This window comes from Aeromonas sp. QDB11 (genome assembly GCF_027705265.1).
In the GTDB taxonomy this organism is placed as follows: domain Bacteria; phylum Pseudomonadota; class Gammaproteobacteria; order Enterobacterales; family Aeromonadaceae; genus Aeromonas; species Aeromonas allosaccharophila.
In genome coordinates this window covers 38,531-60,549 of sequence record NZ_JAPDBM010000009.1, presented here as the reverse complement: position 1 = coordinate 60,549, position 22,019 = coordinate 38,531, and the positions used below count along the sequence as shown (strand labels likewise).

Here is a 22,019-nt window from a genome sequence, read left to right as displayed (position 1 = left end):
TACAGGGAGTGGGGCAGGGTGACGTGAACGTCAAGCCGAAGCGGGTTCGAAGATCACATAGACCTTGCGACAGGGGGTGAGGGTCTCCCACTCGCCGACAAAGCCGGCGGGAATGACGAATTGATCGCCGGGTTTGAGGGCAAGCTGGCCGCCCTGACTGTCGTGGATCACCACATCCCCCTCCAGCAGTTGGCAATACTCGTGCTCGGTGTAGTGAATGGCCCAGCGGCCGGGCTCGCAGCTCCAGAAGCCCACGTGAAACTGCTGGCTGGGGTCGGAGTAGTGGTTCCACACTGTCTGGCTCGGGTTGCCCGCTTTAATGCGCTCGGGGGCGGCCATCAGCGGAGTGGGGGCCGCTTCGTGGCGGTCGAGCAAAATCCAGTCGTTAAGGGTCTTCATGGTGCCTCCCTGGCAATGGGGATATGAAAGCGGGGCCATCCCGGCCCCGCGTTTGTTCGTTTTATTAAACGAGGTTGAGCATAACTTAAACGATGCACATCCCCTTGCCAAGGGCCCTCGCCAAGCCCCTGATGCCAGCTCTCAGCGCGGCTGCAAGCGGCGGATCACATGGCGGGCAAAGCCGCTGCCCGCTTCGTTGTAAACATTGAACACCGCATCCACACCTTGTTCTTGCAGGGAGGCGATATCGTCCTCGAAGCGGACGATGGCGGCGATTTTGCCGTTGAAGCCGTGGCTGCGAAGCTTCTCGATGGCGTAGAGGTTACCAGAGTGGTGGGGCATCGCCAGCAGCACCAGATTGACCTGATTGGAGAGCAGCACCTTGTCCCAGAAGTCGGTATCGGTGGCGTCCCCCTCGATGACGTTCATCCCCTGGGCGCGCAGGGTGGGCAGCTTCTCGCTGTCGTTCTCCACCCCGAGGATGACGTTGCCGTATTTGTTCTCCAGCTCGAAGTAGGCCCCCTGACCAATCCGTCCCATGCCGAGGATGATCACCTCGGCATCGCCCAGCTCGATGGGTCTGTCTTCCGGATGGAGGTTGCTCGCCTGCAATCCCCGCAGCCAGTGGCCAATGCGGTGGTAAATGCGCTCGCTCTGGGCATTGAGCGGGGCCGAGATCATAAAGCTCGCCGCCAGCGCCAGCGAGACCGCCACCAGCCACTCGTGGGAGATCCAGCCCGCCTTGGCGGCGATGGCCGCGACAATGAGGCCAAACTCCGAGAAGTTGGTGAGCGCCAGGGTAGAGAGCAGGGCGGTACGCACCCGCAGGTGAGCACCACTGTAGACCAGATAGTAGAGCGCGCTTTTCAGCGGCAGGGCCAGCACCAGCGCCAGTGCCAGCAGCATGGTGTCGTGGGTCGGCAGGCCGTTGAGGCCGATGGTGAGAAAGAAGCAGACCAGAAAGAGGTCCTTGAGGTTAAAGAGCGCCTTGGCCAATCCTGCCGCCGCCGGATGGGAGGCGAGCAGCATGCCGATGATCAGCGCCCCGAGATCCGGCTTGAGGCCAACCACTTCAAAACCGGCGGCCCCCACTACCAGTGCCAGAAACACCCCGAACAGCACCTGCAACTCGCCGTGACCGGCCCGCTCCAAGAGCTTGAACAACAGCGGGCGCAGCAGCGGCAATCCCAGCACCCAGAGCGCCCAGATACTGGGCAACTTGCCACTGGAGAACGCCAGAAAGGCCACGGCGAACACATCCTGCATCACCAGCACCCCGATGGCGATGCGGGCGTAGAGGGCATTCATGTCGCTGCGATCTTCCAATACCTTGACCGCGAAGACAGTGCTGGAGAAGGAGAGGGCAAAGCCCAGCAGCAGCGCCAGCTTCCAGTCCAGCGACAGGGCGAGGTGGAGCCCCAGCCCCTTGCAGACCAGCAGCACCACGGTAAAGAGCAGGGTGGAGAGCAGCAGGTGCAGGCTGGTGGTGCCCCACACATCGCGCCGCATCAGGGTCTTGATATTGAGCTTGAGGCCGATGGTGAACAGCAGCAGGGTGACGCCGAGATCGGCTACCTCGCTCAGGGCGGGGGTGTTTTCATACCCCATGCCATTGAGGATAAAACCGGCGGCCAGAAAGCCGAGCAGGGGGGGCAGGCCAATCAGATTGACTACCATGCCGCAGCCAAAGGCCACGGCGATCAGAATGGGTTCCATAACAGATCCTGCATGGGCAGGATAGACCTGCCCTGTTTAACGCTTGGGTGGTGATTAGACGATATCGATGTCGACCACGGAGTCGAAAATATGGTTCGGGCGAAACGGCATGCGGTCGATATCGGCGACCTTGCTCACCCCGGAGAGCACCAGCACCGTCTCGAGACCGGCCTGAAAGCCTGCCAGAATGTCGGTGCGCAGGTTGTCGCCGATGATGATGGTGTCGTCGGAGTGGGCCTCCATCCGGTTCAGCGCCGCACGGATGATCCAGGCGCTCGGCTTGCCGACATAAAACGGCTTCTTGCCGGTCATCCGCTCGATGGGGGCGCACAGGGCGCCGCAGGCCGGGTGCATCATGGGGCCGTGGGTGTCGGGGTTGGTGGCGATAAAGCGGGCCCCCTGATCGACGAACTTGGCGCCCAGCTGCATCATGGTCCAGTTGTAGTTGCGGGTCTCGCCCACCACCACGAAGTCGGGGTCGATGTCGGTGATGGTGAAACCGGCCTTGTAGAGCTCGTGGGTCAGCGCCCCTTCGCCAATCACATAGGCCTTCTTGCCATCCTGGCGCTTGAGAAAATCGGCGGTGCCCATGGCGGAGGTGTAGAAGCACTCTTCCGGCACCTCAATCCCGGCTGAGCGGAAGCGGTTTTGCAGATCTTTCTGGGTCTGGGCCGGGTAGTTGGTGAGGAACAAGAGCTTGCTGCCCTGCTCCAGCAGGCGGTGGACGAAACGGTCGGCACCGGGGATGAGATCGTTATTGTGCAGGATGACACCGTCGATATCGCAGATGACGTTCTTCTTCATGAAAACTCCTTGTCAGGGCGCAGGCGAGCCGCCAATCGTTAAGATGTTCAATCATTTATGATTTTTGTGACGCCATTATAAGTCTGTTTGATGACAAGTCTCCCCTGTCTCGCCACTTCGGTGCACAATAAAGCTGCCGTCGGGTCAGTCTGGTGGAGGGGCTGACGCCGGATCACTTTGCTGATGGAGCCGTCGCTATGGACACCCCAATTCCCAAGCCAGTCACACCCGAACACCTCACCGCCGCGCAATTTATCGCCGGACTGCCGAAACTGGAGCTGCACCTGCATATTGAGGGCAGCCTCGAACCCGAGCTGATGTTTGAGCTGGGCCACCGCAATAATGTGCCGCTGCCCTGGCCCGATGTGGCCAGCGTGCGCGCCGCCTATGACTTTGACTGCCTGCAATCCTTTCTCGACCTCTACTATCGCGGAGCCAGCGTGCTGGTGACCGAGCAGGACTTCTTCGACCTCACCTGGGCCTATCTGGCGCGTTGCGCTGCCGACAAGGTGGTGCATGTGGAGATCTTCTTCGACCCGCAGACCCACACCGCTCGCGGTATCCCCTTTGCTACTGTGCTGAGTGGCATCGAGCGGGCGTTGCAGACCGGGGAGAAGGAGTTTGGCATCAGTTGGCGGCTGATCATGAGCTTCTTGCGCCACCTCAGTGAAGAGGAGGCGTTCGCGACGTTGGCAGAGGCTATGCCCTTCCTGTCGCGCATTCACGGCATCGGCCTCGACTCGGGGGAGCAGGGCAATCCGCCCAGCAAGTTTGCCCGGGTCTTTGCCCGCTGCCGCGAGCTGGGGTTGCCGGTGGTGGCCCATGCCGGTGAAGAGGGGCCTGCCGACTACATCTGGCAGGCGATCAACGAGCTGCAGGTGTGCCGCATCGATCACGGGGTGCGCTCGGCCGATGATCCCGAGTTGCTGCGTTATCTGGCCGATACCCGGCTGCCGCTCACCGTCTGCCCCCTCTCCAATACCCGGCTCAAGGTGTTTGGCAATATGGCCCAGCACAATGTGTTGCGGCTGCTGGAGCAGGGGCTCTGCGTCACCATCAACTCCGACGATCCCGCCTACTTTGGCGGCTATATGGGGGCCAACTTTGCGGCGCTGGCCGATGGCCTTGGCGCGACCATGAGTCAGCTCTGCCGTTTGTCGCTCAATGCCGTTGAGGCGAGCTGGCTCTCTCTGGCTGACAAGGCGCGGCTGACCCGCGAGATCCGTGGCTATGCCGCGACCCACGGGGTGATCCTGCACTGAGTCAGGCGCCAATGCCCTCGATATGAAAAGCAGTTGATATAAAAAGAGGCTCGCCATCACTGGCGGGCCTCTCTCGTTTCAATGGCCGGTGTGGTTGCCGGGGGAAGGTCAGCGTTATGCCACTCGCACCAGAAACTTCTCACCCTGTCCTTCGCGCTTGAAGCGGTCGAGCAGGGTGGGCAGCGCCTCGAAGTTGCCGACCACCAGCGGCGGCAGGGTCAGCTCGCCGCTCGCCATCTGCGCCATCATGGCGACACCGGCGGCCACCAGTCGGCTCCACTGCTTGTCGGTGCCAAAGGCGTGTTGAGCACCCAGCGCAATCTCGTGTAATGAGAGGCAGTGGGCAAAGGCGGGCTGCGGATTGTGGGGGATGCGCCCGAGCACAGTCACCATATGGCCGTAGTAGCCAAGGGCAGGCAACAAGCTTTCTGCCTGCTGGCTGGAGACCAGATCGATGATCCCCTCGAACGGCTCGTTGCCGTTGGCCACCTGCAAGGCGGCCAGCCAGTCGGGATCCCGATAATCGGCTACACCCTGCACACCTATCTGTTTGAGCCACTGATGGTGGCGTGGGCTGGCGCTGGCAAAGACCCGCGCTCCCTGTTTAAGGGCCAGTTGCACCGCAAAGCGGCCAACACTGCTGCCTGCGCCTGTGATGAGCAGCGCTTCCCCGTGCAGGCCTGGCAGCTTGGCCAGCGCCTGCCAGGCGGTGAGGCCGGGACAGGGCAGGGCGGCGGCCGCCTCGTCACTCAGGGCATCGGGCACCGGCAGCAGGGCTCGGGCCGGTACACGGGTGTGGCGGGCAAAGCTGCCGTGGTGGCGCAGGTCGGTGTGGTAGGCGAACCGGGCGCCGAGACGCAGATGGCTGACGTTGGCACCGAGTGCCACGATAGTGCCCATGCCATCGACGCCGGGCACCTGACCGTCCTGCCAGTTGCCATGACCATATTCGATCAGCTTCCAGTCCACCGGGTTGAAGGCGATGACCCGGTTGGCCACCAGCACCTCGTCAGGACCAAGGGGGGAGAGGGGCAGATCGGCGAGGGTAAGCTGGGTCGGTTCACCGGGGGCATGCCAGCACCAGGCTTGGGTGTGATTCATGAGGACTCCTTGCGAAACAGTGGGAGAGCTTAACGAGATGATTGCAACAGTAAGACAGTCATAACTATCACTGTTGCGAGTGCGCAACAAGACAGCAGGCCCCAACCTGTGGGGCCTGCTTAAGTGGCCTGCTGGCCATCGGCAATCAGCGGCTGGTGGTTGCGTCATCGGCCTGATAGACGGGGTAGTCGGTCAGCCCCTTCTCGCCGCCGCCAAACAGGGTGGCCGGATCGTGGGGGGCCAGCGGATAGCCGTGGCGCAGCCGGTTTGGCAGATCCGGGTTGGCGACGAAGGGGCGGCCAAAGCCAATCATGTCGGCCCAGCCCGCGTCGAGGGCGGCGCGCGCGCGGGCACCATCATATTTACCGGCGTAGATCAGGGTGTTGGGGAAGGCATCCCGCAGACCCTGCTTGAAGTTCTCCGGCATCAGGGGGGCATCGTCCCAGTCCGCTTCGGCAATGTGCAGGTAGGTGACATTGAGCTGGCCCAGCAGGCGGGCAGCCGCCAGATAGGTCTGCTGCGGGTTGGCATCGACTGTGCCGTTGAGGGTGGTGAGCGGCGCAAGGCGCACCCCGACCCGGTCAGCCCCGATCTCGCTGCAGACCGCTTCGGTCACCTCTTTGAGGAAGCGCAACCGGTTCTCCAGCGATCCGCCATAACTGTCGGTGCGGGCGTTGGATTCGGAGTCGAGGAACTGGTTGATCAGATAACCGTTGGCGGCGTGCAGCTCGATGCCGTCAAAACCGGCGCTGATGGCGTTGCGAGCCGCCTGACGGAACTGGCCCACCACCGCATCGATATCGGCCTGAGTCATGGCTCGCGGGGTGACGGTCTCGACAAAGCCCGGCGCATCGCTGCCGTTATCGACGAACACCTTGACACCCACTGCGGGCAGGGCTGAAGCGGAGATGGGCTGAGCACCGCCGATGTTGTCCGGATGGGTGACCCGGCCCACGTGCCAGAGCTGGGCGAAGATGCTGCCCCCCTTGGCGTGTACGGCATCGGTCACCCCTTTCCAGCCAGCGATCTGCTCGGCGCTGTAGATGCCCGGCGTCCAGGCGTAGCCCTTGCCCATGGGGTCGATTTGGGTGCCTTCGCTGATGATCAGGCCCGCCTCGGCGCGCTGGGCGTAGTAGCTCGCCATCATGGCGTTGGCCACATCACCCGGCTGACTGGCACGGGAGCGGGTCATGGGGGGCATGACGATGCGGTTGGCAAGGTGCAGCTGGCCGAGGCGCAGCGGGCAGAACAGGTGATCGTGGCTCATCTTGAGTTCCTCATGGTGGAAGTGAGGCCACTTTATGCCGCCATCTTGTTGTGAAAAAGAGGGGTAATTGCACAAGAGAATTGTGCTTGATGCAGCAATCAGCACAAACCGTTAGGAAAGAGGCGTTTAGGCATAAAAAAGAGGGCCGTCTGGCCCTCTTCAGTATTCTGCTGGTGGCAGGCTCAAGCCGTGGCGGGCATCACTTTCACCCGCTCGATGCGTCGCTCGCTCACCTCGATCACCTCGAAGTTGAGCTGCTGCAGTTGCAACTGCTGGCCCGGGGTGGGCAGAGTGCCGAAGTGGGAGAGCAGCATGCCCGCCAGGGTCACGTATTCATCGCTCTCGCTCACCAGCCCCTCGTGCTCCAGCACCTGCTCCACATGGTGGATGTTGGTGCTGCCGTTGATCAGCCACCCTTCGCCATCGCGCACGATATCCGGGGTTTCGTCCTCGTCCGGCAGTTCGCCGACGATGGCCTCCAGCAGATCGTGGGTAGTGACCAGCCCCTGAATGACGCCAAACTCATCGGAGACCAGAATGAGGCTCCCCTTGGCTTTGCGCAGCTCCGCCAGCAGGCGGATCACGTTGATGGTCTGCGGCACGATAATGGGGTCGTTCTGCTTGGCCAGTTCGCTTAAGGATTGCCCTTCATTCAAGGCAAACAGCAGGTCGCGCGCCTTGAGCACCCCGATCACCTCGTCCAGATCGCCGTCACAGATGGGGAACAGGCTGTGGGGCTCGCGCTGCAGCAGGGCACGGATTTCGTCGCTGGAGTCGTTGATGTCGATCCAGGCCATCTCGGAGCGCGGGGTCATGATGGTGCGAATGGATCGCTCGGCCAGCGACAACACGCCGGTCACCATGTAGCGCTCCTCCTCGCCAAAGCTCAGCGGCGCAGGCGCCGGTGCGTCCAGATCGTCATCCGGCTGATCCTGATAGGCCTTGCTGCCCATCAGCTTGAAGATGGCGGCAGTGGTGCGCTCGCGCAGCGGCTGTTTGGCTTCGTGGCGCTCGGCGCTGCGCTGGGCCAGCTGGTTGAAAAACTCGATCAGCACCGAGAAGCCGATGGCCGCATAGAGGTAGCCCTTCGGAATGTGGAAGCCGAAGCCCTCCGCCACCAGGCTGAAGCCGATCATCAGCAGGAAGCTCAGGCAGAGCACCACCACGGTCGGGTGGGCGTTGACGAAGCGGGTCAGCGGTTTGGAGGCGAGCACCATCACCACCATGGCGATGGTCACGGCGGCCATCATGACGCCCAGGTGTTCCACCATGCCGACGGCGGTGATGATGGAGTCGAGCGAGAAGACCGCATCGAGCACCAGGATCTGGGCGATCACCACCCCGAAGCTGGCGTAGGCGCCGACCGGGCCATCGTCATGGGGTTTGGCTTCCAGCCGCTCGTGCAGCTCGGAGGTGGCTTTGAACAGCAGGAACAGGCCGCCCCCCATCAGGATCAGGTCCCGACCGGAGAAGGGGTGATCCCACAGATGCAAGATCGGGGTGGTCAGGGTGACCAGCCATGACATCACGCTCAGCAGCGCGAGTCGCATCAGCAGGGCCAGCGACAGGCCGATGATGCGCGCCTTGTCCCGTTGGGCGGGGGGCAGTTTTTTCACCAGGATGGCGATGAAGACCAGGTTGTCGATCCCCAGTACGATTTCCAGAATGATCAGGGTAAACAGACCAATCCAGATATGGGGATCCAGCAGCAATTCCATTGTATGACCTCAATAAAAACAGACAGAGCAAACAGTGATCACGGCGCGCGAAGGCCGCAGTAACAGCAAGGCAAAGGTGTTATTCAGAGGCGCTGATGAAGCAGATAAAGATAGGCTTTGACAGAAAGGGACGAAGGGCAACTTCGGGGATTGTCCATGATGGGCAATAAAACCTCGGGTAAAAAATGAGCCCTGATGATAACGATTGGCGCCAATTTGGCAAGTGCAGCATCAACGGGGCGTGACGGGGCTGTGATGAGACAGAGGGAGGCGGCCGGGCCGCGCTCCCCCGTGCGGTCGTTACAACCAGCGCTTTTCGCGGGTGAAGCAGACCGAGAGCCAGGCATCGCCCAGGGTATCGCCGAGGCGGGACCAGAGCTCATGGCGCAGGGCATCCTGCCGTTCGACCGGCCAATCCTGATCCGGTGCCACCAGAATGTTCAATTCCAGATCGAAGCGGCGACCGCTTTTCGCCAGATGGCTGTAGCACTCGAAGCCATAACGCTGGCGCAGCGTCTCGATTTCCCGCTCGACGTGCTGTGACACATCGCCCTTGGGGGCAATTTTGAATACTTCCCGCAGGTTTCTGCTCAGCACCTTGATGGGAATGAGAGTGGCACAGAGGGCCAGCAGCGAAACCAGCACCGGGTCTATGTAGCGGTTGTATTGGCCGTGGCCGATGGCATCCAGACCAATGGCGACCAGAAAACCGACCAGCAGGGTGGCACTTAAAATGGTATCGACCAGCCACTCCTCGGAATCAACCCGCACCAGTTCGGAGTTGAACTGCTTGGCCAAGCGGGCTTCGACCAGATAAAGCAGCGAACAGAGGAAGGTGGAAATGGCCGCACAGATGAGGGCGTGACCGAGGTTTATCTCGCGGCCACCCTCCAGCAGGGTGGTGATGCCGTTATAGAGTGCCCCGAGGCAAAGCAGCAAGATGATGAGGCCGTTGATCACGTTGGCAATGGGTTCGAAGTGGGCGTAGCCGTACTGGAAGCGCTCATCGTAGGGGCGGGTAACGAAGTAGGCCGTGACCAGACCCAGACCTGTCATGCCCATGCTGAACAGGCTGAAAATACCGTCGAGCATGATGGCGTGGGAGCCGACCAGCAGACCGTAGCCAATACCGAAGATGGCAAAGGCGATGCTGCCGACGAGTGACAGGGTGAGCGCCTGCTTCTCGGTGGTGATAAGCGTACTGATAACATGGCTGGGGTGAGCCATAAAAGTCCTCCTTTCAAATGGTGAATATTGCCAAGCGCAAGCGGTTTTCTAGCTGATATACTGCCCGCTCACATGTGAGCGGACTGGCCGGATTGCCATTGACAGGCGGCCAGTCGTAGTCGCCGGCGTGCCGGCATCAAGCAAAGGATGGGAACAAGGATTCATGATCCCGAGACTCGATTACCAGGACAGTTTGTCACCCGCAACCCTGCAGTTTCTTGAGTTGCTAGAGCGCAGCGCATTTCGTGGTGATATCGAAAAGTCTTATGCAAGCCGGTTGGCGATGGCGACGGATAACAGCGTCTATCAGGTAGTACCTCAGGCGGTTCTCTATCCGCGCAGTGCGGACGACATAGCAGCAATGCTCAAGCTGGCCGCAGAGCCGGCGTTCGCTTCCTTGAGTTTTTTCCCTCGTGGTGGCGGTACCGGCACCAATGGTCAGTCATTGGGCGGCGGCATTATCGTCGATCTCTCCCGTTATATGAACCAGATCATGGAAATTAATCTGGAGGAGGGGTGGGTGCGTGCCCAGGCCGGGGTGGTGAAAGACCAGCTCAACGCCTGGCTCAAGCCTCACGGCTACTTTTTCTCGCCGGATCTCTCCACCTCCAACCGCGCCACCTTAGGGGGCATGATCAACACCGATGCCTCGGGGCAGGGGTCTCTGGTTTACGGCAAAACCTCGGATCACGTGCTGGGGCTCAAGGCGGTGCTGGAGAACGGTGACATCATGGTCACCGAGCCGGTCAATGGCTCCCGTCTTGAGGACAAGCTGGCCCTCGAAACTCGGGAAGGGGAGATCTATCGCACCCTCTATCGCATCGGCAAGGAGCGTCGCGCCGACATCGAAGCCACCTTCCCCAAGCTCAACCGCTTTCTGACCGGTTATGATCTCAAGCACCTCTATCATCCCGACACAGATACGCTGGATGTGAGCCGGGTGCTGTGTGGATCGGAAGGGTCCCTCGGCTTTATCACCGAAGCCAGACTCAACATCACACCGATCCCGCGCTACCGCACGCTGGTTAACGTCAAGTACGACAGCTTCCCATCCGCCCTGCGCAACGCCCCTTTTATGGTGCAGGCGCAGGCCCTGTCGGTGGAGACGGTGGACTCCCGGGTGCTCGGGTTGGCCCGCGCCGACATCATCTGGCATTCGGTCAAAGAACTTATTCAGGATGTGCCCGGCAAGGATCTGCAGGGGCTAAACATCGTCGAGTTTGCCGATACCGATGAAGCAGAACACAAGGCCAAGGTGGCGGAGCTCTGTCGCCGTATCGATGCGCTGCTGGCCAAGGGCGAGGCGGGGATCATCGGCTATCAGGTGTGTGACCACCTGCCGAGCATCGAGACCATCTACACCATGCGCAAGAAGTCGGTGGGGCTGCTGGGCAACGCCGAAGGTCGCAAGAAGCCGGTGGCCTTTACCGAAGATACCGCGGTGCCGCCCGAATCTCTGGCCGATTTCATCATGGAGTTTCGTGCCCTGCTCGACGCCCACTGCCTCGACTACGGCATGTTCGGCCACGTCGATGCCGGTGTGCTGCACGTGCGCCCGGCGCTCGATTTGTGCGACCCGGAGCAGGAGGTGCTGCTGCGCCGTATCTCCGATCAGGTGGTGGCGCTCACCGCCAAATATGGCGGCCTGATGTGGGGGGAGCACGGCAAGGGTTTTCGCTCCGAATACAGCCCTGCCTTCTTTGGCGAGCTGTGGGAAGAGTTGCAGCGGGTCAAGGGGGCGTTCGATCCGGCCAACCGTATCAACCCGGGCAAGATCTGTATCCCCTATGGCAGCGGCGCCGAGCTGGTATCGGTCGATGGCCCCAAGCGCGGCAAGTATGACCGCCAGATCCCGCTCGCCGTGCGCACCAGCTACACCCGCGCTATGGATTGCAACGGCAATGGTCTGTGCTTCACCTTCGAGACCGACTCCCCCATGTGCCCCTCGGTCAAGATCAGCCGCGATCGCCGCCACTCCCCCAAGGGGCGAGCGGGTCTGATGCGCGAATGGCTGCGTCAGTTGGCGGAGCAGGGTTTCGATCCGCTGGCTGAAGAGGTGGCGCTGCAATCCGGTGGCGTGCGTTTCAAACAGCTGGTGGACAAGGTGCGCAACAGCTGGGCCAAACAGCGTGGCGAATATGATTTCTCCCACGAGGTGATGGAGGCGATGGCGGGCTGTCTGGCCTGCAAGGCGTGCACCAGCCAGTGCCCGATCAAGGTGGATGTGCCCGATTTTCGCGCCCGCTTTATGCAGCTTTATCATGGCCGCTACCTGCGCGCGCCGAAGGATTACTTCGTCGGCACCGTCGAAAGCTATGCGCCGCTGCTCGCCAAAGCGCCGAAGCTGGTCAACTTCTTCCTCGAAAAAGAGTGGGCCCAGAAGGCGACCGAGAAGAGTATCGGCATGGTCGATGTGCCACTGCTCTCGGTGCCGACCCTGGCCGAGAGCCTGCACGATAACCGCGCCCGCTATTTTGATCTGCCGGGACTGGAGCGGATGAGCGCCGAGCAACGCAAGCAGGTGGTGCTCATCGTGCAGGATCCCTTCACCAGTTACTACGATGCCCCCGTGGTGCGCGACTTGGTGAAACTCGCCAGCAAGCTTGGGTTCCAGCCCTATCTGCTGCCCTTTAAACCGAACGGCAAACCCCAGCATATCAAGGGGTTCCTGCGCGCCTTTGCCCGCACCGCGGCCAACAGCGCCCAGTTCCTCAACAAGGTGGCGGCGCTCGGCATCCCCATGGTGGGGGTGGATCCGGCCATGGTGCTCTGCTATCGCGACGAGTATGCCAAGGCGCTGGGGTCGGCCCGTGGCGATTTTCAGGTGTTGCTGCCACAGGAGTGGTTGCTGTCGTTGCCGACAGATCAGCTGCCTGTCAGCGCCGATAAGGCAACGAGCGGGGAGGGGAGCGAACCTTGGTATCTGTTCGCTCACTGCACCGAGAAAACCGCCAAGCCCTCGACCCACGGCGACTGGAGCACCCTGTTTGGCCGCTTCGGGGCCAGCTTGCAGCCAGTTTCTGTGGGTTGCTGCGGCATGGCAGGCACCTATGGTCACGACATCAAACAGGTGGAAAACTCCAAGGGCATCTATGGCCTGAGCTGGGCCGACCCCCTTGCTCGTCTGCCCAAAGCGCGCTGTCTGGCGACCGGCTATTCCTGCCGCAGTCAGGTCAAGCGAATGGAGGGGGAGAAGCTCAAACATCCATTGCAGGCCCTGCTGGAGCTGCTCTGATGTTGCGTTTTCCCAAACGGTTTCGGGTGCCGAAGGCCTATCGGCACCCGCGTTTCTTGTTGTTGCCCGCCACCCCTGCTCAGGCGGTGGTGGAGTTTGTCGCCATGTTGCGCGAGCGTGAGCAGCTTCATCAGCTGTTTCGCCCGAACGATATATGGCCCTCCGCCAACTTCAGCCTGAGTCAGCACGAAGGGGATCTGGAGTGGCAGCAGTCGGAGTTTCTGGCCAAGCGCTCCTTTGCCTATGGCCTCTGGAGCCCGGATCGGGAGCCGCAGTTCTGGGGCGGGGTTTATCTCTACCCCTCGGTGCTGCCGGAGGTAGCGGTGGAGCTCTTCTTCTGGAAGGTGGCCGAGGCGCCCATCACGGATGAGGAACTGGAAACGCAGCTGCGCGACTGGCTCGCCAGGGTGTGGCAGTGGCCGGAACCCTGTCTGCCGGGGCGAGAGGTGCCTTGGGACGAGTGGCCCGGAGTCACCTACCCCTGGTGACGCAAGGTGGTTGCCAGGATGCCCCGATCGGGGCATCTTTTTTTCGTTGTCTTTTTCGCCGACACTGCTCGCGTTCAACCCATTGATTACATAAGGAGTCTGCTCGCCATGAGTCAAGAAAACGCCCCCATCTGGCGCAAGCCCATCAGTCTGGAGGGGCTCAACGCCACCTCTCGCAACACTCTGATGGCCCATCTCGATATCGTCTATACCGCCTTTGGCCCGGACTGGCTGGAAGCGACCATGCCGGTGGATCACCGTACCCATCAGCCCCTTGGCATGCTCCACGGCGGCGCGTCGGTAGTATTGGCAGAAACCCTGGGATCGCTGGCAGCCAACATGGCGGTGGGACCAGATAGCTACTGCGTGGGACTGGAGGTGAATGCCAACCATCTGCGGGCCAAGCGGGAAGGGGGGGTGACCGGTCGTTGCGCGCCGCTGCATCTGGGGGCGACGACTCAGGTGTGGCAGATTGAAATTCGGGACGAACGGGGACGTTTATTGTGTACCAGCCGACTGACGATGGCGGTGCTCAAACACAAGCGGGGCAAGGACTCCAGCGAGGAGTGACCTGCAATAACGCACCAGTAGTGAAAAATAAGCAAGCCATAGTCGCAAGATCCCTCTATAATTGCCAACGTCTTGAGAGGCTTATCACATTTTTCAAGACAGCAGAACAAAGTGGCGCTATAATCGCCGCCTTTTTGCTATTCCGCGGTGCTTAGCCGCCTGCCTTAATCTGGAAGAATCTATGTCTGATACCGAACAACTGCCCCTTTTTAGTGAGCTTGGACTGGCCGCGCCTGTATTGAAAGCGCTGCAAGACGTGGGCTATGAGCGCCCGTCACCGATCCAGGCCGCAGCAATTCCCCACCTGATGGCGGGACACGATCTGCTGGGGCAGGCGCAAACCGGTACAGGGAAGACCGCTGCTTTTGCCTTGCCTCTGTTGTCTCGTCTGGAAGCTGGTAACCGCAACACTCAGGTTTTGGTGCTGGCTCCGACCCGTGAACTGGCCCTGCAGGTTGCCGAGGCGTGCCAACGTTACGCCAAGCACATGCCTGACTTCCACGTCCTGCCGATCTACGGTGGCTCCTCTTACGAAACCCAGACCCGCGCCCTGCGTCGCGGTGCCCAGGTTGTCGTCGGTACCCCGGGTCGTGTGATGGATCTGATCCGTCGCAAGAACCTGGACCTCTCCGGCCTGAAAGCCCTGGTACTGGACGAAGCCGATGAAATGCTGCGTATGGGCTTCATCGATGACGTGGACTGGATCATGGAGCAGTGCCCGGCCACCCGTCAGGTTGCCCTGTTCTCCGCTACCATGCCGGACCAGATCCGTCGCGTTGCCCAGAAACACCTGAAGCAGCCGAAAGAGATCAAGATCATCACCAAGACGTCCACTGCACCGACCATCCGCCAGCGTTACTGGCAGGTAACCGGTCTGCACAAGCTGGACGCCATGACCCGTCTGCTGGAAGTCGAACCGTACGAAGCCGTACTGGTCTTCGTGCGCACCAAGAATGCTGCCGAAGAGCTGGCTGGCAAACTGGCCGCTCGTGGCCACGCCTGTGAAGCGCTGCACGGTGACATCCCGCAGAAACTGCGTGAGCGTACCGTCGACAAGCTGCGTCAAGGCCAGCTGGACATCCTGATCGCCACCGACGTTGTCGCTCGTGGTCTGGACGTTGAGCGTATCACTCACGTAGTGAACTACGACATTCCGTACGACACCGAATCCTACGTACACCGTATCGGCCGTACCGGTCGTGCCGGTCGTAAAGGTGAAGCCATCCTGTTCGTTGCTCCCCGTGAGCGTCGCATGCTGCGCGCCATCGAGCACGCTACTCGTCAGGCCATCGAGCCGATGAAGATGCCGAGCACCGAGGACATCAACCAGCACCGCCTGACCAAGTTCAAAGAGCGCATCCGGGAAACCATGATGGGTGAAGAGCTCGAGATCTATGTGAACCTGGTTAACGAGCTGATCGAAGAAGATTCTGCCGATCCGCTGGAGCTGGCTGCCGCACTGGCCAAGCTGGTACAGGGCGACCAACCGCTGCTGCTGGATGACTCCATCCCGGATCCGCTGCTGAATGCCAGCAACGATCGTGGTGGTCGTGATTTCGACCGTCGTGACGGTGGCCGCGATTTCGGTGCCCGTGACTTCGGCGACCGTGGTGATCGTCCTGCCCGTCGCATGCCGTCCCTCGAACCGCGTCCGCTGAAAGACAACCCGGATGTGGAGATGGAGCGTTACCGCGTAGACGTGGGTGCCCATCACGGCGTCAAGCCGGGCCAGATTGTTGGCGCCATCGCCAACGAAGCGAACATCGAGAGCCGTTTCATCGGCAACATCGACATCGCCGATGACTTCTCCACCGTCGATCTGCCGAAAGGCATGACCGCCGATGTACTGGAAGTGATCAAGAAAGCCCGTGTTTGCCAGCGTCCGCTGCAGATCACTCGCTACACCGAAGTGCCGGCCGGCAGCAACACTGCTCCCCGTCCTCCGCGCAGCGATCGCCCCTTCAACAAGGAGCGTCCTTTCAACAAGGATCGCCGTCCCCAGGGTGACCGCCCGTTCAACAAGAGCGGTGAGCGCCGTGAAGGTGGCTTCAACAAAGATCGCAAATTCAGTGGCAAGCGTCGCGAAAGCTGATTGCTGACCCAGTTATGAAGAAGGCCGCTCATTGAGCGGCCTTTTTTTGTGCCTGCGATAGGGGCTGTGCAGTCAGTTTGCCTGTGTTGGGGGCCACCTCCCTGTTCCACAAGCCAAGTTGAGAGCCAAAGGGACATGAATATTTTCCGATGCGGTTGCGACAGTCGGAGCGTAGATGCCATGCTTTTGGTGGCATTCGGGTACAGCCTGATGCAGGTTGACTGTTGTGGTGAGCTGGTTGCAGCAACATTGTTTTGCATTGTGACTTTGCCGTTTCCATGTCGGTGGGCAGAGTGAAACCAATAAAACAAACAGTACGATACGGAGGTTTATCATGGGTGGATGGCTTGGCAGGATGCTGCTGTTATCCGGCTGTCTCGTTTCTGGCATGGTGTTGGCTGATGGGCCCTTCCTCAAAATAAAAGAGGATGGCTGTTGCAATGGTACGGGGGAGGTCGTACTGACCCGGGCCGAGTTTGAGGCCTTGCCTCAGACAGAGGTCAAGACCCAGACCCCCTGGACCGAGGGGGACCACACCTATCGTGGTGTGCTGCTGCGAGATCTGGTCAAGATTTACGATCTCAAGAGTGCGGAGGTCAAGGCGGTCGCCATCAATGACTACTGGGCGGCGGTGCCGCTGGAAGATGGAGATAAATACTCGGTACTGCTGGCCGAGAAGCAGGATGGCAAAGCGTTGACCCTGCGCAACAGGGGGCCGCTCTGGGTCATCTATCCCCTCTCTGATCACCCGGAGCTGAACAAGGAGCTCTATCACAGCCGGATGGTGTGGCAGCTGACAGCGATCGAGAGCAAATAAGATGCTGCGCGGCAAGTTTCTGAGCTTGATCCTGATGGTGACTACTTTTTTGGGGGTCGCCATCTGGTCGGTCTGGAACTATGACCGTGCTTTTAATGCCGTGACCCGCTATACCCAGCTCTCCGCTTGGGCGTTGGCTCAGCTGGAGCTGGAGATCCATGGCTTTGATAAGGCACTTTCTCTCTATCGTACCGGTTCAACCAGTCAGGAAGAGATGAACAAGCGCTTTGATATTGCCTGGAACCGGCTCGATGTCTTCCTGCACGGGGAGGAGGCCAAGCCGGTGAGAACCCGCTTTGGGGCTGAACAGGCAGCAGGCAAGATCATGACTCTGTTCGAGAAGTATGAGCAGGCAGTGGTCAGCGGAGAGCGAGATTCAACAGAGCTTGCCCGTTTAGCCGAGGAGCTGGCTCGGGATCTGGCAGCGATCCGCAATGTGATGGTGAAAAACTTCACCGGCCCTTCCGCCATAGCCCAGCGGGAGGTGCTCAATTCGTCGCGTACCCAGAACTTCTTCATTCTGGCCTTCTTGATGTTGGCGACCGTGGTGATGCTGCTGATGCTGTTTCGCGAAGTGCGCCACCAGTATTTTCTTGCGTGGAATGATGCGCTAACCCGCTTGCCGAACCGGGCCTCTCTGATCAAACACCTCAAGCATCTGACAGGACATAAAGGGCGACCTAGCAGAGTGACTGTCTGTCTGGTGGATCTTGGCCATTTCAGGGAGGTAAATGACAGCTTGGGATACGAGGTGGGAGATGCATTGCTGACGCAACTGGCCGAGCGGATCCGCGCGGTATCGGTTGACGGTATCTTTGCCGCCCGCACCGGTAGCGATGAGTTTGCCATCATTATTTCCGGGGTCATGCCCACCTATCTGCGCTTTCCATTTCTGGAACAGCTGCGCAATGAGCTTGCCGGGCTCGCCTTGGCGACCGACCCCGCCCACCGGGTACGGGTCTTTATGGGGATCAGCCAGTACGTGCGACCGGTGCATACGCCGGAGGAGATGCTGCTGTTTGCCGACATCGCCCTCGACAGCGCCAAGCGCAAGCGGCTGAATCACTACGTGGTCTTCTCCAGCAGTATGTATCAGCACTATCTGCGCAACCGCCGCTTGTCGACCGAGCTGCGCGAATTGATCCAGCACCCCGACGATTTGCAGCTGAGCCTCTATTACCAGCCCATTGTCCGTGGTCAAGGTTCGGTGCGACTGGGGGCCGAGGTGCTGATCCGCTGGAATCACCCGGAGTACGGTTTTATTCCGCCACTCGATATCATTTCGCTGGCGGAAGAGAACGGGCTGGGGGAGGCGCTCGGGTTATGGATCTTCCGGCGCTTGCAGCATGATCTTGCCACTTTCCCTAGCGACTTGATTGAGCCGCTGGAGATCTCGGTCAACCTCTCCAGCTCCATGTTCAATATGGGGTTGGCAGCCCAGCTGGAAGAGAACATGAAAGATGGACCGCTAAGCCTGCAACAGCTGATCGTCGAGCTGACCGAAACCATTGCTCTGGATGATATCGAGCTGAGCAAGCAGATCATCGACACCCTGCGTCAGATCGGAGTGCGGGTGGCCCTCGATGATTTCGGCACCGGCTGGTCATCGTTCTCCTACTTGCGGGAACTCTATTTCGACAAGCTCAAGATAGACCGCTCATTTATCACTGCCATCGACAACGATACCCGTCAGGCCCTGTTCGTCGAGGCGATCACTAGTCTCTCTCATCAACTCGGTGTGCGGGTGGTGGCGGAAGGGGTGGAAAACAACGATGAGCTGAAGGCGGTGCTGAGCATCGGGGTGGATGAAATTCAGGGCTATTTCTACTCGAGACCCTTGCCGATGCAGGCTTTTTTGCTGTTCTGCCATCGCTACTTTATCAATCGGAGCATCATGCAGGAGGTGGCGCTGGGTTAGCGAGTGATTCCTTTTCACTGTCACCACAAGCTACCGTGCTGTTGTTTCTCTAGCCGAATCAATGAAGAAGGCGACCATCAGGTCGCCTTCTTGTTGTGCATGGTGAGGTGCTCTGGTCGCAGCCAGCGGGGCTATCAGAGCACCATGGCGGCAATCCAGCCGAAGATCACCAGCGGGATGTTGTAGTGAATAAAGGTGGGTACCACGCTGTCCCAGATATGGTCGTGCTGACCATCGGCGTTGAGGCCGGAGGTCGGGCCCAGGGTCGAGTCGGAGGCCGGTGAACCCGCATCCCCCAGCGCGCCGGCGGTACCGACCAGTGCGATGATCGCCATCGGTGAGAAGCCAAGCTGCAGACAGAGCGGCACATAGATGGTGGCGATGATGGGCACGGTGGAGAAAGAGGAGCCGATCCCCATGGTGATGAGCAGGCCCACCAGCAGCATCAGGAAGGCGGCGATGCCCTTGTTCTGGCCGATGCCGGAGGCGACCACCTGAACCAGCGTATCGACGCCGTGGGTTGCCTTCATCACGGCAGCAAAGCCGGCGGCGGAGATCATGATGAAGCCGATCAGCGACATCATGCGCACCCCCTGGGTGAAGGCATCCTGGCTTTCGCGAAACTTGATGACGCCACCGCAGGTGAAGATGACAAAACCGGCCAGCGCACCCAGCACGATGCTGTTGGTCATCAGTTGCAGCCCCAGTGCCACGCCAATGGCCAGCAGAGCGACCCAGATGTGGGTGAGATTGAGTTCAACGGTCTCAGGCTCCGCATCCAGGATCTTGGCGAGATCGTACTGGCGCGGTTTGCGATAGCTGATGAACACTGCGATCAGCAGGCCCAGCAACATACCGGCGACCGGAATGGCCATCGCCAGCGGGATCTGGCTGGTGGTGATGGGCACGCCGTTATCGATCAGGTTCTTGGCCAGAATGTTGTTCAGGAAGATGCCACCAAAGCCGACCGGCAGCACCATATAGGTGGCTGTCAGGCCAAAGGTGATGACACAGGCAACCTGACGACGGTCGATCTGCATCTGCGCCATCACATGCAGCAGCGGCGGGATCAGGATGGGAATAAAGGCGATATGAACCGGGATCAGGTTCTGGGACGAGATGGCCACGGCCAGCACGGAACAGAGCAGCAGGGTCTTGACCCACATGATGCGGGTCGAGCTGGCATCCTTGCCTAACTGGCTGATCACCTTGCGGGCCAGCAGGTCGGTGATCCCGGAGCGGGAGATGGCAACCGCAAAGGCGCCCAGCATGGCGTAGGAGAGGGCAATCTCGGCGCCACCGCCCAGGCCACCGCTGAAGGTGGTGAGGGTATCGGTCAACGACAGCCCGCCGACCAGGCCGCCAGCAATGGCCCCCAGCGCCAGCGAGACCACCACATTGATCCGCAGCAGACTGAGCACCAGCATCAGCCCGACTGCGATAACAACTGGATTCATTTGATTTCCTTATAGTTTGTTATTGCTGTCTGTCATGTGAAGGGGAGTTAGTTTGCGAAAAATGTGACAAATGTCGAGAAAAAAATCAGTCAACCCCCTCATATCGCAGCAGCATCTGGCACAAGGTGGATCAAAATGAGGGTTTGTGGCCGGTTTGTCTCAGTGCATTGCGCGCGCAGCGGTTGATCGTGACGTTGATGGCGCTTTTTTGTGCGCAGAGCGATCAATCACGCCCCCGAAAACAACGAAGGCTGCCTGTGGCAGCCTTCATCCGTTTATGCCTGCACGTCGTCATCGGCAGGGGTATCCGGCGTGTCGTCATCCGGATGCGCTGGCGGCCAGCCCCCCATGCTCTTCCAGCGGTTGACGATATGACAGAACAGTTCGGTGGTGCGCTCGGTGTCATAGAGGGCAGAGTGCGCCTCTTTATTGTCAAACGGGATGCGGGCGCTCTGACACGCCTTGGCCAGCACGGTCTGACCCAGCGCCAGCCCGGAGAGGGCAGCGGTGTCGAAGGTGGCAAACGGGTGGAACGGATTGCGCTTGAGGCCAGCCCGTTCAGCGGCGGCCATCACGAAGCCGTGATCGAAGGTGGCGTTGTGGGCCACTATGATGGCGCGGCCGCAATCCTGTTCCTTCATCCCCTTGCGGATCCCCTTGAAGATCTCGGTCAGTGCCTCTTTCTCCGAGACAGCGCCACGCAACGGGTTGTAGGGGTCGATGCCGGTGAACTCCAGCGCGGCCTTTTCCAGGTTGGCCCCTTCGAAGGGCTCGACATGAAAGTGGAACACCTGGTCGGGAACGAGCCAGCCCTGCTCATCCATTTTCAGGGTGTAAGCCGCGATTTCGAGCAAAGCATCGGTCTTGGCGTTGAACCCGGCTGTTTCAACATCGATGACGATGGGGTAAAAACCACGGAAACGGCCCTTGAGGGTATGAACTGCGTCGGTCATGGGATCTCGGTCGGGATAAAATGAGGCGGCATTATGGCAAAAAAGCACAGGCTTGTCCTCCCATCCCACGCAGGAAGCCTGTGCAAGATGGCGCTGGATTCAATATCTGTGCAGCCACCAGCGGGCGGCGATCAGCGCCGTGACAGTGCCAAGCAGGGCGCTGGTCAGCACATCCATCGGCCAGTGCATTCCCATCACCATGCGCGACAGGCCAATCCCTAGCGCCCACAGCGGTAGCAGCCAGACGCCCGTGGGGGCGCGGGCCAGCCAGATCAGACCGAAAAACTGGGCCAGGCTGATGGCGGCGATGCTGTGGCCAGAGGGGAAGGCGTAATTCACCTCCTTTTGCCAGTGGTGACCGAGCCACTCGGGCAGGGCCAGCAACTGGCTGGCGGCGTGAACCTGTTCGCTGCGTACCTCGACGCTACTGGCGTAGAAGCTCTTGATGGCCGGGATCAGCGCCTGACTCTCCAGCCAGAGCAGGTAGGGTCTGGGCTCCTCGGTCAGGTGCTTGATCAGGCTCTTGATCACCCAGTCGCTGGCAAGCAGGGCCGCCAGTGTACACCCCAGCGCAATGAAGGGGGCCCACTCCAGTTTCAGTTTGTAACGGGTCAGCAGCAGCAAGAGGGCACCACTGACACCGATCCCGGGAATATCGACCATGCGGGTGAGGGCGTATGACCACCATAGCCAGCCAGCTTGCAGCGAGCCGGTCAGAAAAGGTTGCCAGGGCAGCGTGGCGAGTAGCAGCAGGGGCAGGATCAACAGGGCACTGAATCCGAGTACCTGACTGCGGGTGAGTGAGGCGGTTGACGCTGGGAGCAACGGGGCGTGTAGCGGCATGGTGGGTATGGGCGATCGCGAAAAAGAGGGGCATTGTGCCATCGCGGCATGCCCGCACCAAGCCGAGCAGTCGGTTTGTTACCTCTGCTTACACATTTGTGGCGACATCCTCTGTTTGAACGGGCTGATGGGGTGGCCGCCGCGCAATGTGC

17 protein-coding genes are annotated in these 22,019 nt (G+C 60.3%); 7 read left to right on the top strand and 10 right to left on the bottom strand.

The genetic code is table 11. From position 1 onward, the window contains the following. Positions 1-30: 30 nt before the first annotated feature. From OKC40_RS04785 to OKC40_RS04775, 3 genes are all read right to left on the bottom strand, one after another. On the bottom strand, positions 31-399 hold the full coding sequence (locus OKC40_RS04785; protein ID WP_270794306.1) for a cupin domain-containing protein: 369 nt from the start codon (positions 397-399) through the stop codon (positions 31-33). A gap of 141 nt (positions 400-540) precedes the next feature. Then, entirely contained in the window at positions 541-2,115 is a 1,575-nt protein-coding gene (locus OKC40_RS04780; protein WP_270794304.1) for a cation:proton antiporter family protein, read from the bottom strand. Between the two features lie 54 nt (positions 2,116-2,169). Further along, positions 2,170-2,919, bottom strand: a complete 750-nt coding sequence (locus tag OKC40_RS04775) for an HAD-IIA family hydrolase (protein WP_043164926.1) — start codon at positions 2,917-2,919, stop codon at positions 2,170-2,172. A gap of 197 nt (positions 2,920-3,116) precedes the next feature. Here OKC40_RS04775 and OKC40_RS04770 point away from each other — a divergent pair, with 197 nt between their 5' ends. Then, a complete protein-coding gene (locus tag OKC40_RS04770) occupies positions 3,117-4,181 on the top strand; it encodes an adenosine deaminase (protein ID WP_270794302.1) in 1,065 nt (354 codons plus the stop codon). Between the two features lie 114 nt (positions 4,182-4,295). Here the strand turns inward: OKC40_RS04770 and OKC40_RS04765 are convergent, their stop codons facing one another. The 4 genes from OKC40_RS04765 to OKC40_RS04750 form a co-directional block, all read right to left on the bottom strand. After that, positions 4,296-5,282, bottom strand: coding sequence for a zinc-binding dehydrogenase (locus OKC40_RS04765; protein ID WP_270794300.1), 987 nt, complete (start codon positions 5,280-5,282; stop codon positions 4,296-4,298). A gap of 145 nt (positions 5,283-5,427) precedes the next feature. After that, positions 5,428-6,549, bottom strand: a complete 1,122-nt coding sequence (locus OKC40_RS04760) for an alkene reductase (protein ID WP_270794298.1) — start codon at positions 6,547-6,549, stop codon at positions 5,428-5,430. 182 nt (positions 6,550-6,731) lie between these two features. Further along, positions 6,732-8,267, bottom strand: coding sequence for a TerC family protein (locus OKC40_RS04755; RefSeq protein WP_270794297.1), 1,536 nt, complete (start codon positions 8,265-8,267; stop codon positions 6,732-6,734). Between the two features lie 300 nt (positions 8,268-8,567). Continuing rightward, positions 8,568-9,494, bottom strand: a complete 927-nt coding sequence (locus tag OKC40_RS04750; RefSeq protein ID WP_042059343.1) for a cation diffusion facilitator family transporter — start codon at positions 9,492-9,494, stop codon at positions 8,568-8,570. Positions 9,495-9,657: 163 nt separating this feature from the next. Here OKC40_RS04750 and ydiJ point away from each other — a divergent pair, with 163 nt between their 5' ends. The 6 genes from ydiJ to OKC40_RS04720 all read left to right on the top strand — a co-directional run bounded on the left by ydiJ (position 9,658) and on the right by OKC40_RS04720 (position 18,614). Beyond that, complete coding sequence (gene ydiJ, locus OKC40_RS04745; RefSeq protein WP_270794296.1) at positions 9,658-12,729, top strand: D-2-hydroxyglutarate dehydrogenase YdiJ; 3,072 nt, start codon at positions 9,658-9,660, stop codon at positions 12,727-12,729. Next, positions 12,729-13,217, top strand: coding sequence for a hypothetical protein (locus OKC40_RS04740; protein WP_270794294.1), 489 nt, complete (start codon positions 12,729-12,731; stop codon positions 13,215-13,217). The genes ydiJ and OKC40_RS04740 overlap by 1 nt, the downstream gene beginning before the upstream one ends. A gap of 108 nt (positions 13,218-13,325) precedes the next feature. After that, positions 13,326-13,787 (top strand): hotdog fold thioesterase, encoded by a 462-nt coding sequence (locus tag OKC40_RS04735; protein WP_270794293.1) that lies wholly within the window; start codon positions 13,326-13,328, stop codon positions 13,785-13,787. 181 nt (positions 13,788-13,968) lie between these two features. Next, positions 13,969-15,879 carry a DEAD/DEAH box helicase gene (locus tag OKC40_RS04730; protein ID WP_042059352.1) on the top strand — a complete coding sequence of 637 codons (1,911 nt, stop codon included), beginning with the start codon at positions 13,969-13,971 and terminating at the stop codon, positions 15,877-15,879. Between the two features lie 334 nt (positions 15,880-16,213). Further along, the gene (locus tag OKC40_RS04725; protein ID WP_075113061.1) at positions 16,214-16,696 is read left to right on the top strand and encodes a molybdopterin-dependent oxidoreductase; all 483 of its coding nucleotides are present in this window, start codon (positions 16,214-16,216) and stop codon (positions 16,694-16,696) included. Between the two features lies 1 nt (position 16,697). After that, positions 16,698-18,614, top strand: a complete 1,917-nt coding sequence (locus OKC40_RS04720; RefSeq protein ID WP_075113060.1) for a putative bifunctional diguanylate cyclase/phosphodiesterase — start codon at positions 16,698-16,700, stop codon at positions 18,612-18,614. Positions 18,615-18,748: 134 nt separating this feature from the next. On the opposite strand, the gene OKC40_RS04715 is transcribed toward OKC40_RS04720, so the two are convergent. From OKC40_RS04715 to OKC40_RS04705, 3 genes are all read right to left on the bottom strand, one after another. Continuing rightward, positions 18,749-20,071, bottom strand: a complete 1,323-nt coding sequence (locus OKC40_RS04715; protein ID WP_042657651.1) for a Na+/H+ antiporter family protein — start codon at positions 20,069-20,071, stop codon at positions 18,749-18,751. Between the two features lie 275 nt (positions 20,072-20,346). Further along, a complete protein-coding gene (gene rnt, locus OKC40_RS04710; protein WP_270794292.1) occupies positions 20,347-21,024 on the bottom strand; it encodes a ribonuclease T in 678 nt (225 codons plus the stop codon). Positions 21,025-21,123: 99 nt separating this feature from the next. Beyond that, positions 21,124-21,867 carry a phosphatase PAP2 family protein gene (locus OKC40_RS04705; protein WP_270794291.1) on the bottom strand — a complete coding sequence of 248 codons (744 nt, stop codon included), beginning with the start codon at positions 21,865-21,867 and terminating at the stop codon, positions 21,124-21,126. Positions 21,868-22,019 lie beyond the last annotated feature (152 nt).

What these genes read in the sequence shown, in the direction of transcription:
- OKC40_RS04785 (WP_270794306.1), bottom strand. Translation starts at nt 399, where the DNA reads ATGAAGACCCTTAACGACTGGATTTTGCTCGACCGCCACGAAGCGGCC.
- OKC40_RS04780 (WP_270794304.1), bottom strand. Translation starts at nt 2,115, where the DNA reads ATGGAACCCATTCTGATCGCCGTGGCCTTTGGCTGCGGCATGGTAGTC.
- OKC40_RS04775 (WP_043164926.1), bottom strand. Translation starts at nt 2,919, where the DNA reads ATGAAGAAGAACGTCATCTGCGATATCGACGGTGTCATCCTGCACAAT.
- OKC40_RS04770 (WP_270794302.1), top strand. Translation starts at nt 3,117, where the DNA reads ATGGACACCCCAATTCCCAAGCCAGTCACACCCGAACACCTCACCGCC.
- OKC40_RS04765 (WP_270794300.1), bottom strand. Translation starts at nt 5,282, where the DNA reads ATGAATCACACCCAAGCCTGGTGCTGGCATGCCCCCGGTGAACCGACC.
- OKC40_RS04760 (WP_270794298.1), bottom strand. Translation starts at nt 6,549, where the DNA reads ATGAGCCACGATCACCTGTTCTGCCCGCTGCGCCTCGGCCAGCTGCAC.
- OKC40_RS04755 (WP_270794297.1), bottom strand. Translation starts at nt 8,267, where the DNA reads ATGGAATTGCTGCTGGATCCCCATATCTGGATTGGTCTGTTTACCCTG.
- OKC40_RS04750 (WP_042059343.1), bottom strand. Translation starts at nt 9,494, where the DNA reads ATGGCTCACCCCAGCCATGTTATCAGTACGCTTATCACCACCGAGAAG.
- ydiJ (WP_270794296.1), top strand. Translation starts at nt 9,658, where the DNA reads ATGATCCCGAGACTCGATTACCAGGACAGTTTGTCACCCGCAACCCTG.
- OKC40_RS04740 (WP_270794294.1), top strand. Translation starts at nt 12,729, where the DNA reads ATGTTGCGTTTTCCCAAACGGTTTCGGGTGCCGAAGGCCTATCGGCAC.
- OKC40_RS04735 (WP_270794293.1), top strand. Translation starts at nt 13,326, where the DNA reads ATGAGTCAAGAAAACGCCCCCATCTGGCGCAAGCCCATCAGTCTGGAG.
- OKC40_RS04730 (WP_042059352.1), top strand. Translation starts at nt 13,969, where the DNA reads ATGTCTGATACCGAACAACTGCCCCTTTTTAGTGAGCTTGGACTGGCC.
- OKC40_RS04725 (WP_075113061.1), top strand. Translation starts at nt 16,214, where the DNA reads ATGGGTGGATGGCTTGGCAGGATGCTGCTGTTATCCGGCTGTCTCGTT.
- OKC40_RS04720 (WP_075113060.1), top strand. Translation starts at nt 16,698, where the DNA reads ATGCTGCGCGGCAAGTTTCTGAGCTTGATCCTGATGGTGACTACTTTT.
- OKC40_RS04715 (WP_042657651.1), bottom strand. Translation starts at nt 20,071, where the DNA reads ATGAATCCAGTTGTTATCGCAGTCGGGCTGATGCTGGTGCTCAGTCTG.
- rnt (WP_270794292.1), bottom strand. Translation starts at nt 21,024, where the DNA reads ATGACCGACGCAGTTCATACCCTCAAGGGCCGTTTCCGTGGTTTTTAC.
- OKC40_RS04705 (WP_270794291.1), bottom strand. Translation starts at nt 21,867, where the DNA reads ATGCCGCTACACGCCCCGTTGCTCCCAGCGTCAACCGCCTCACTCACC.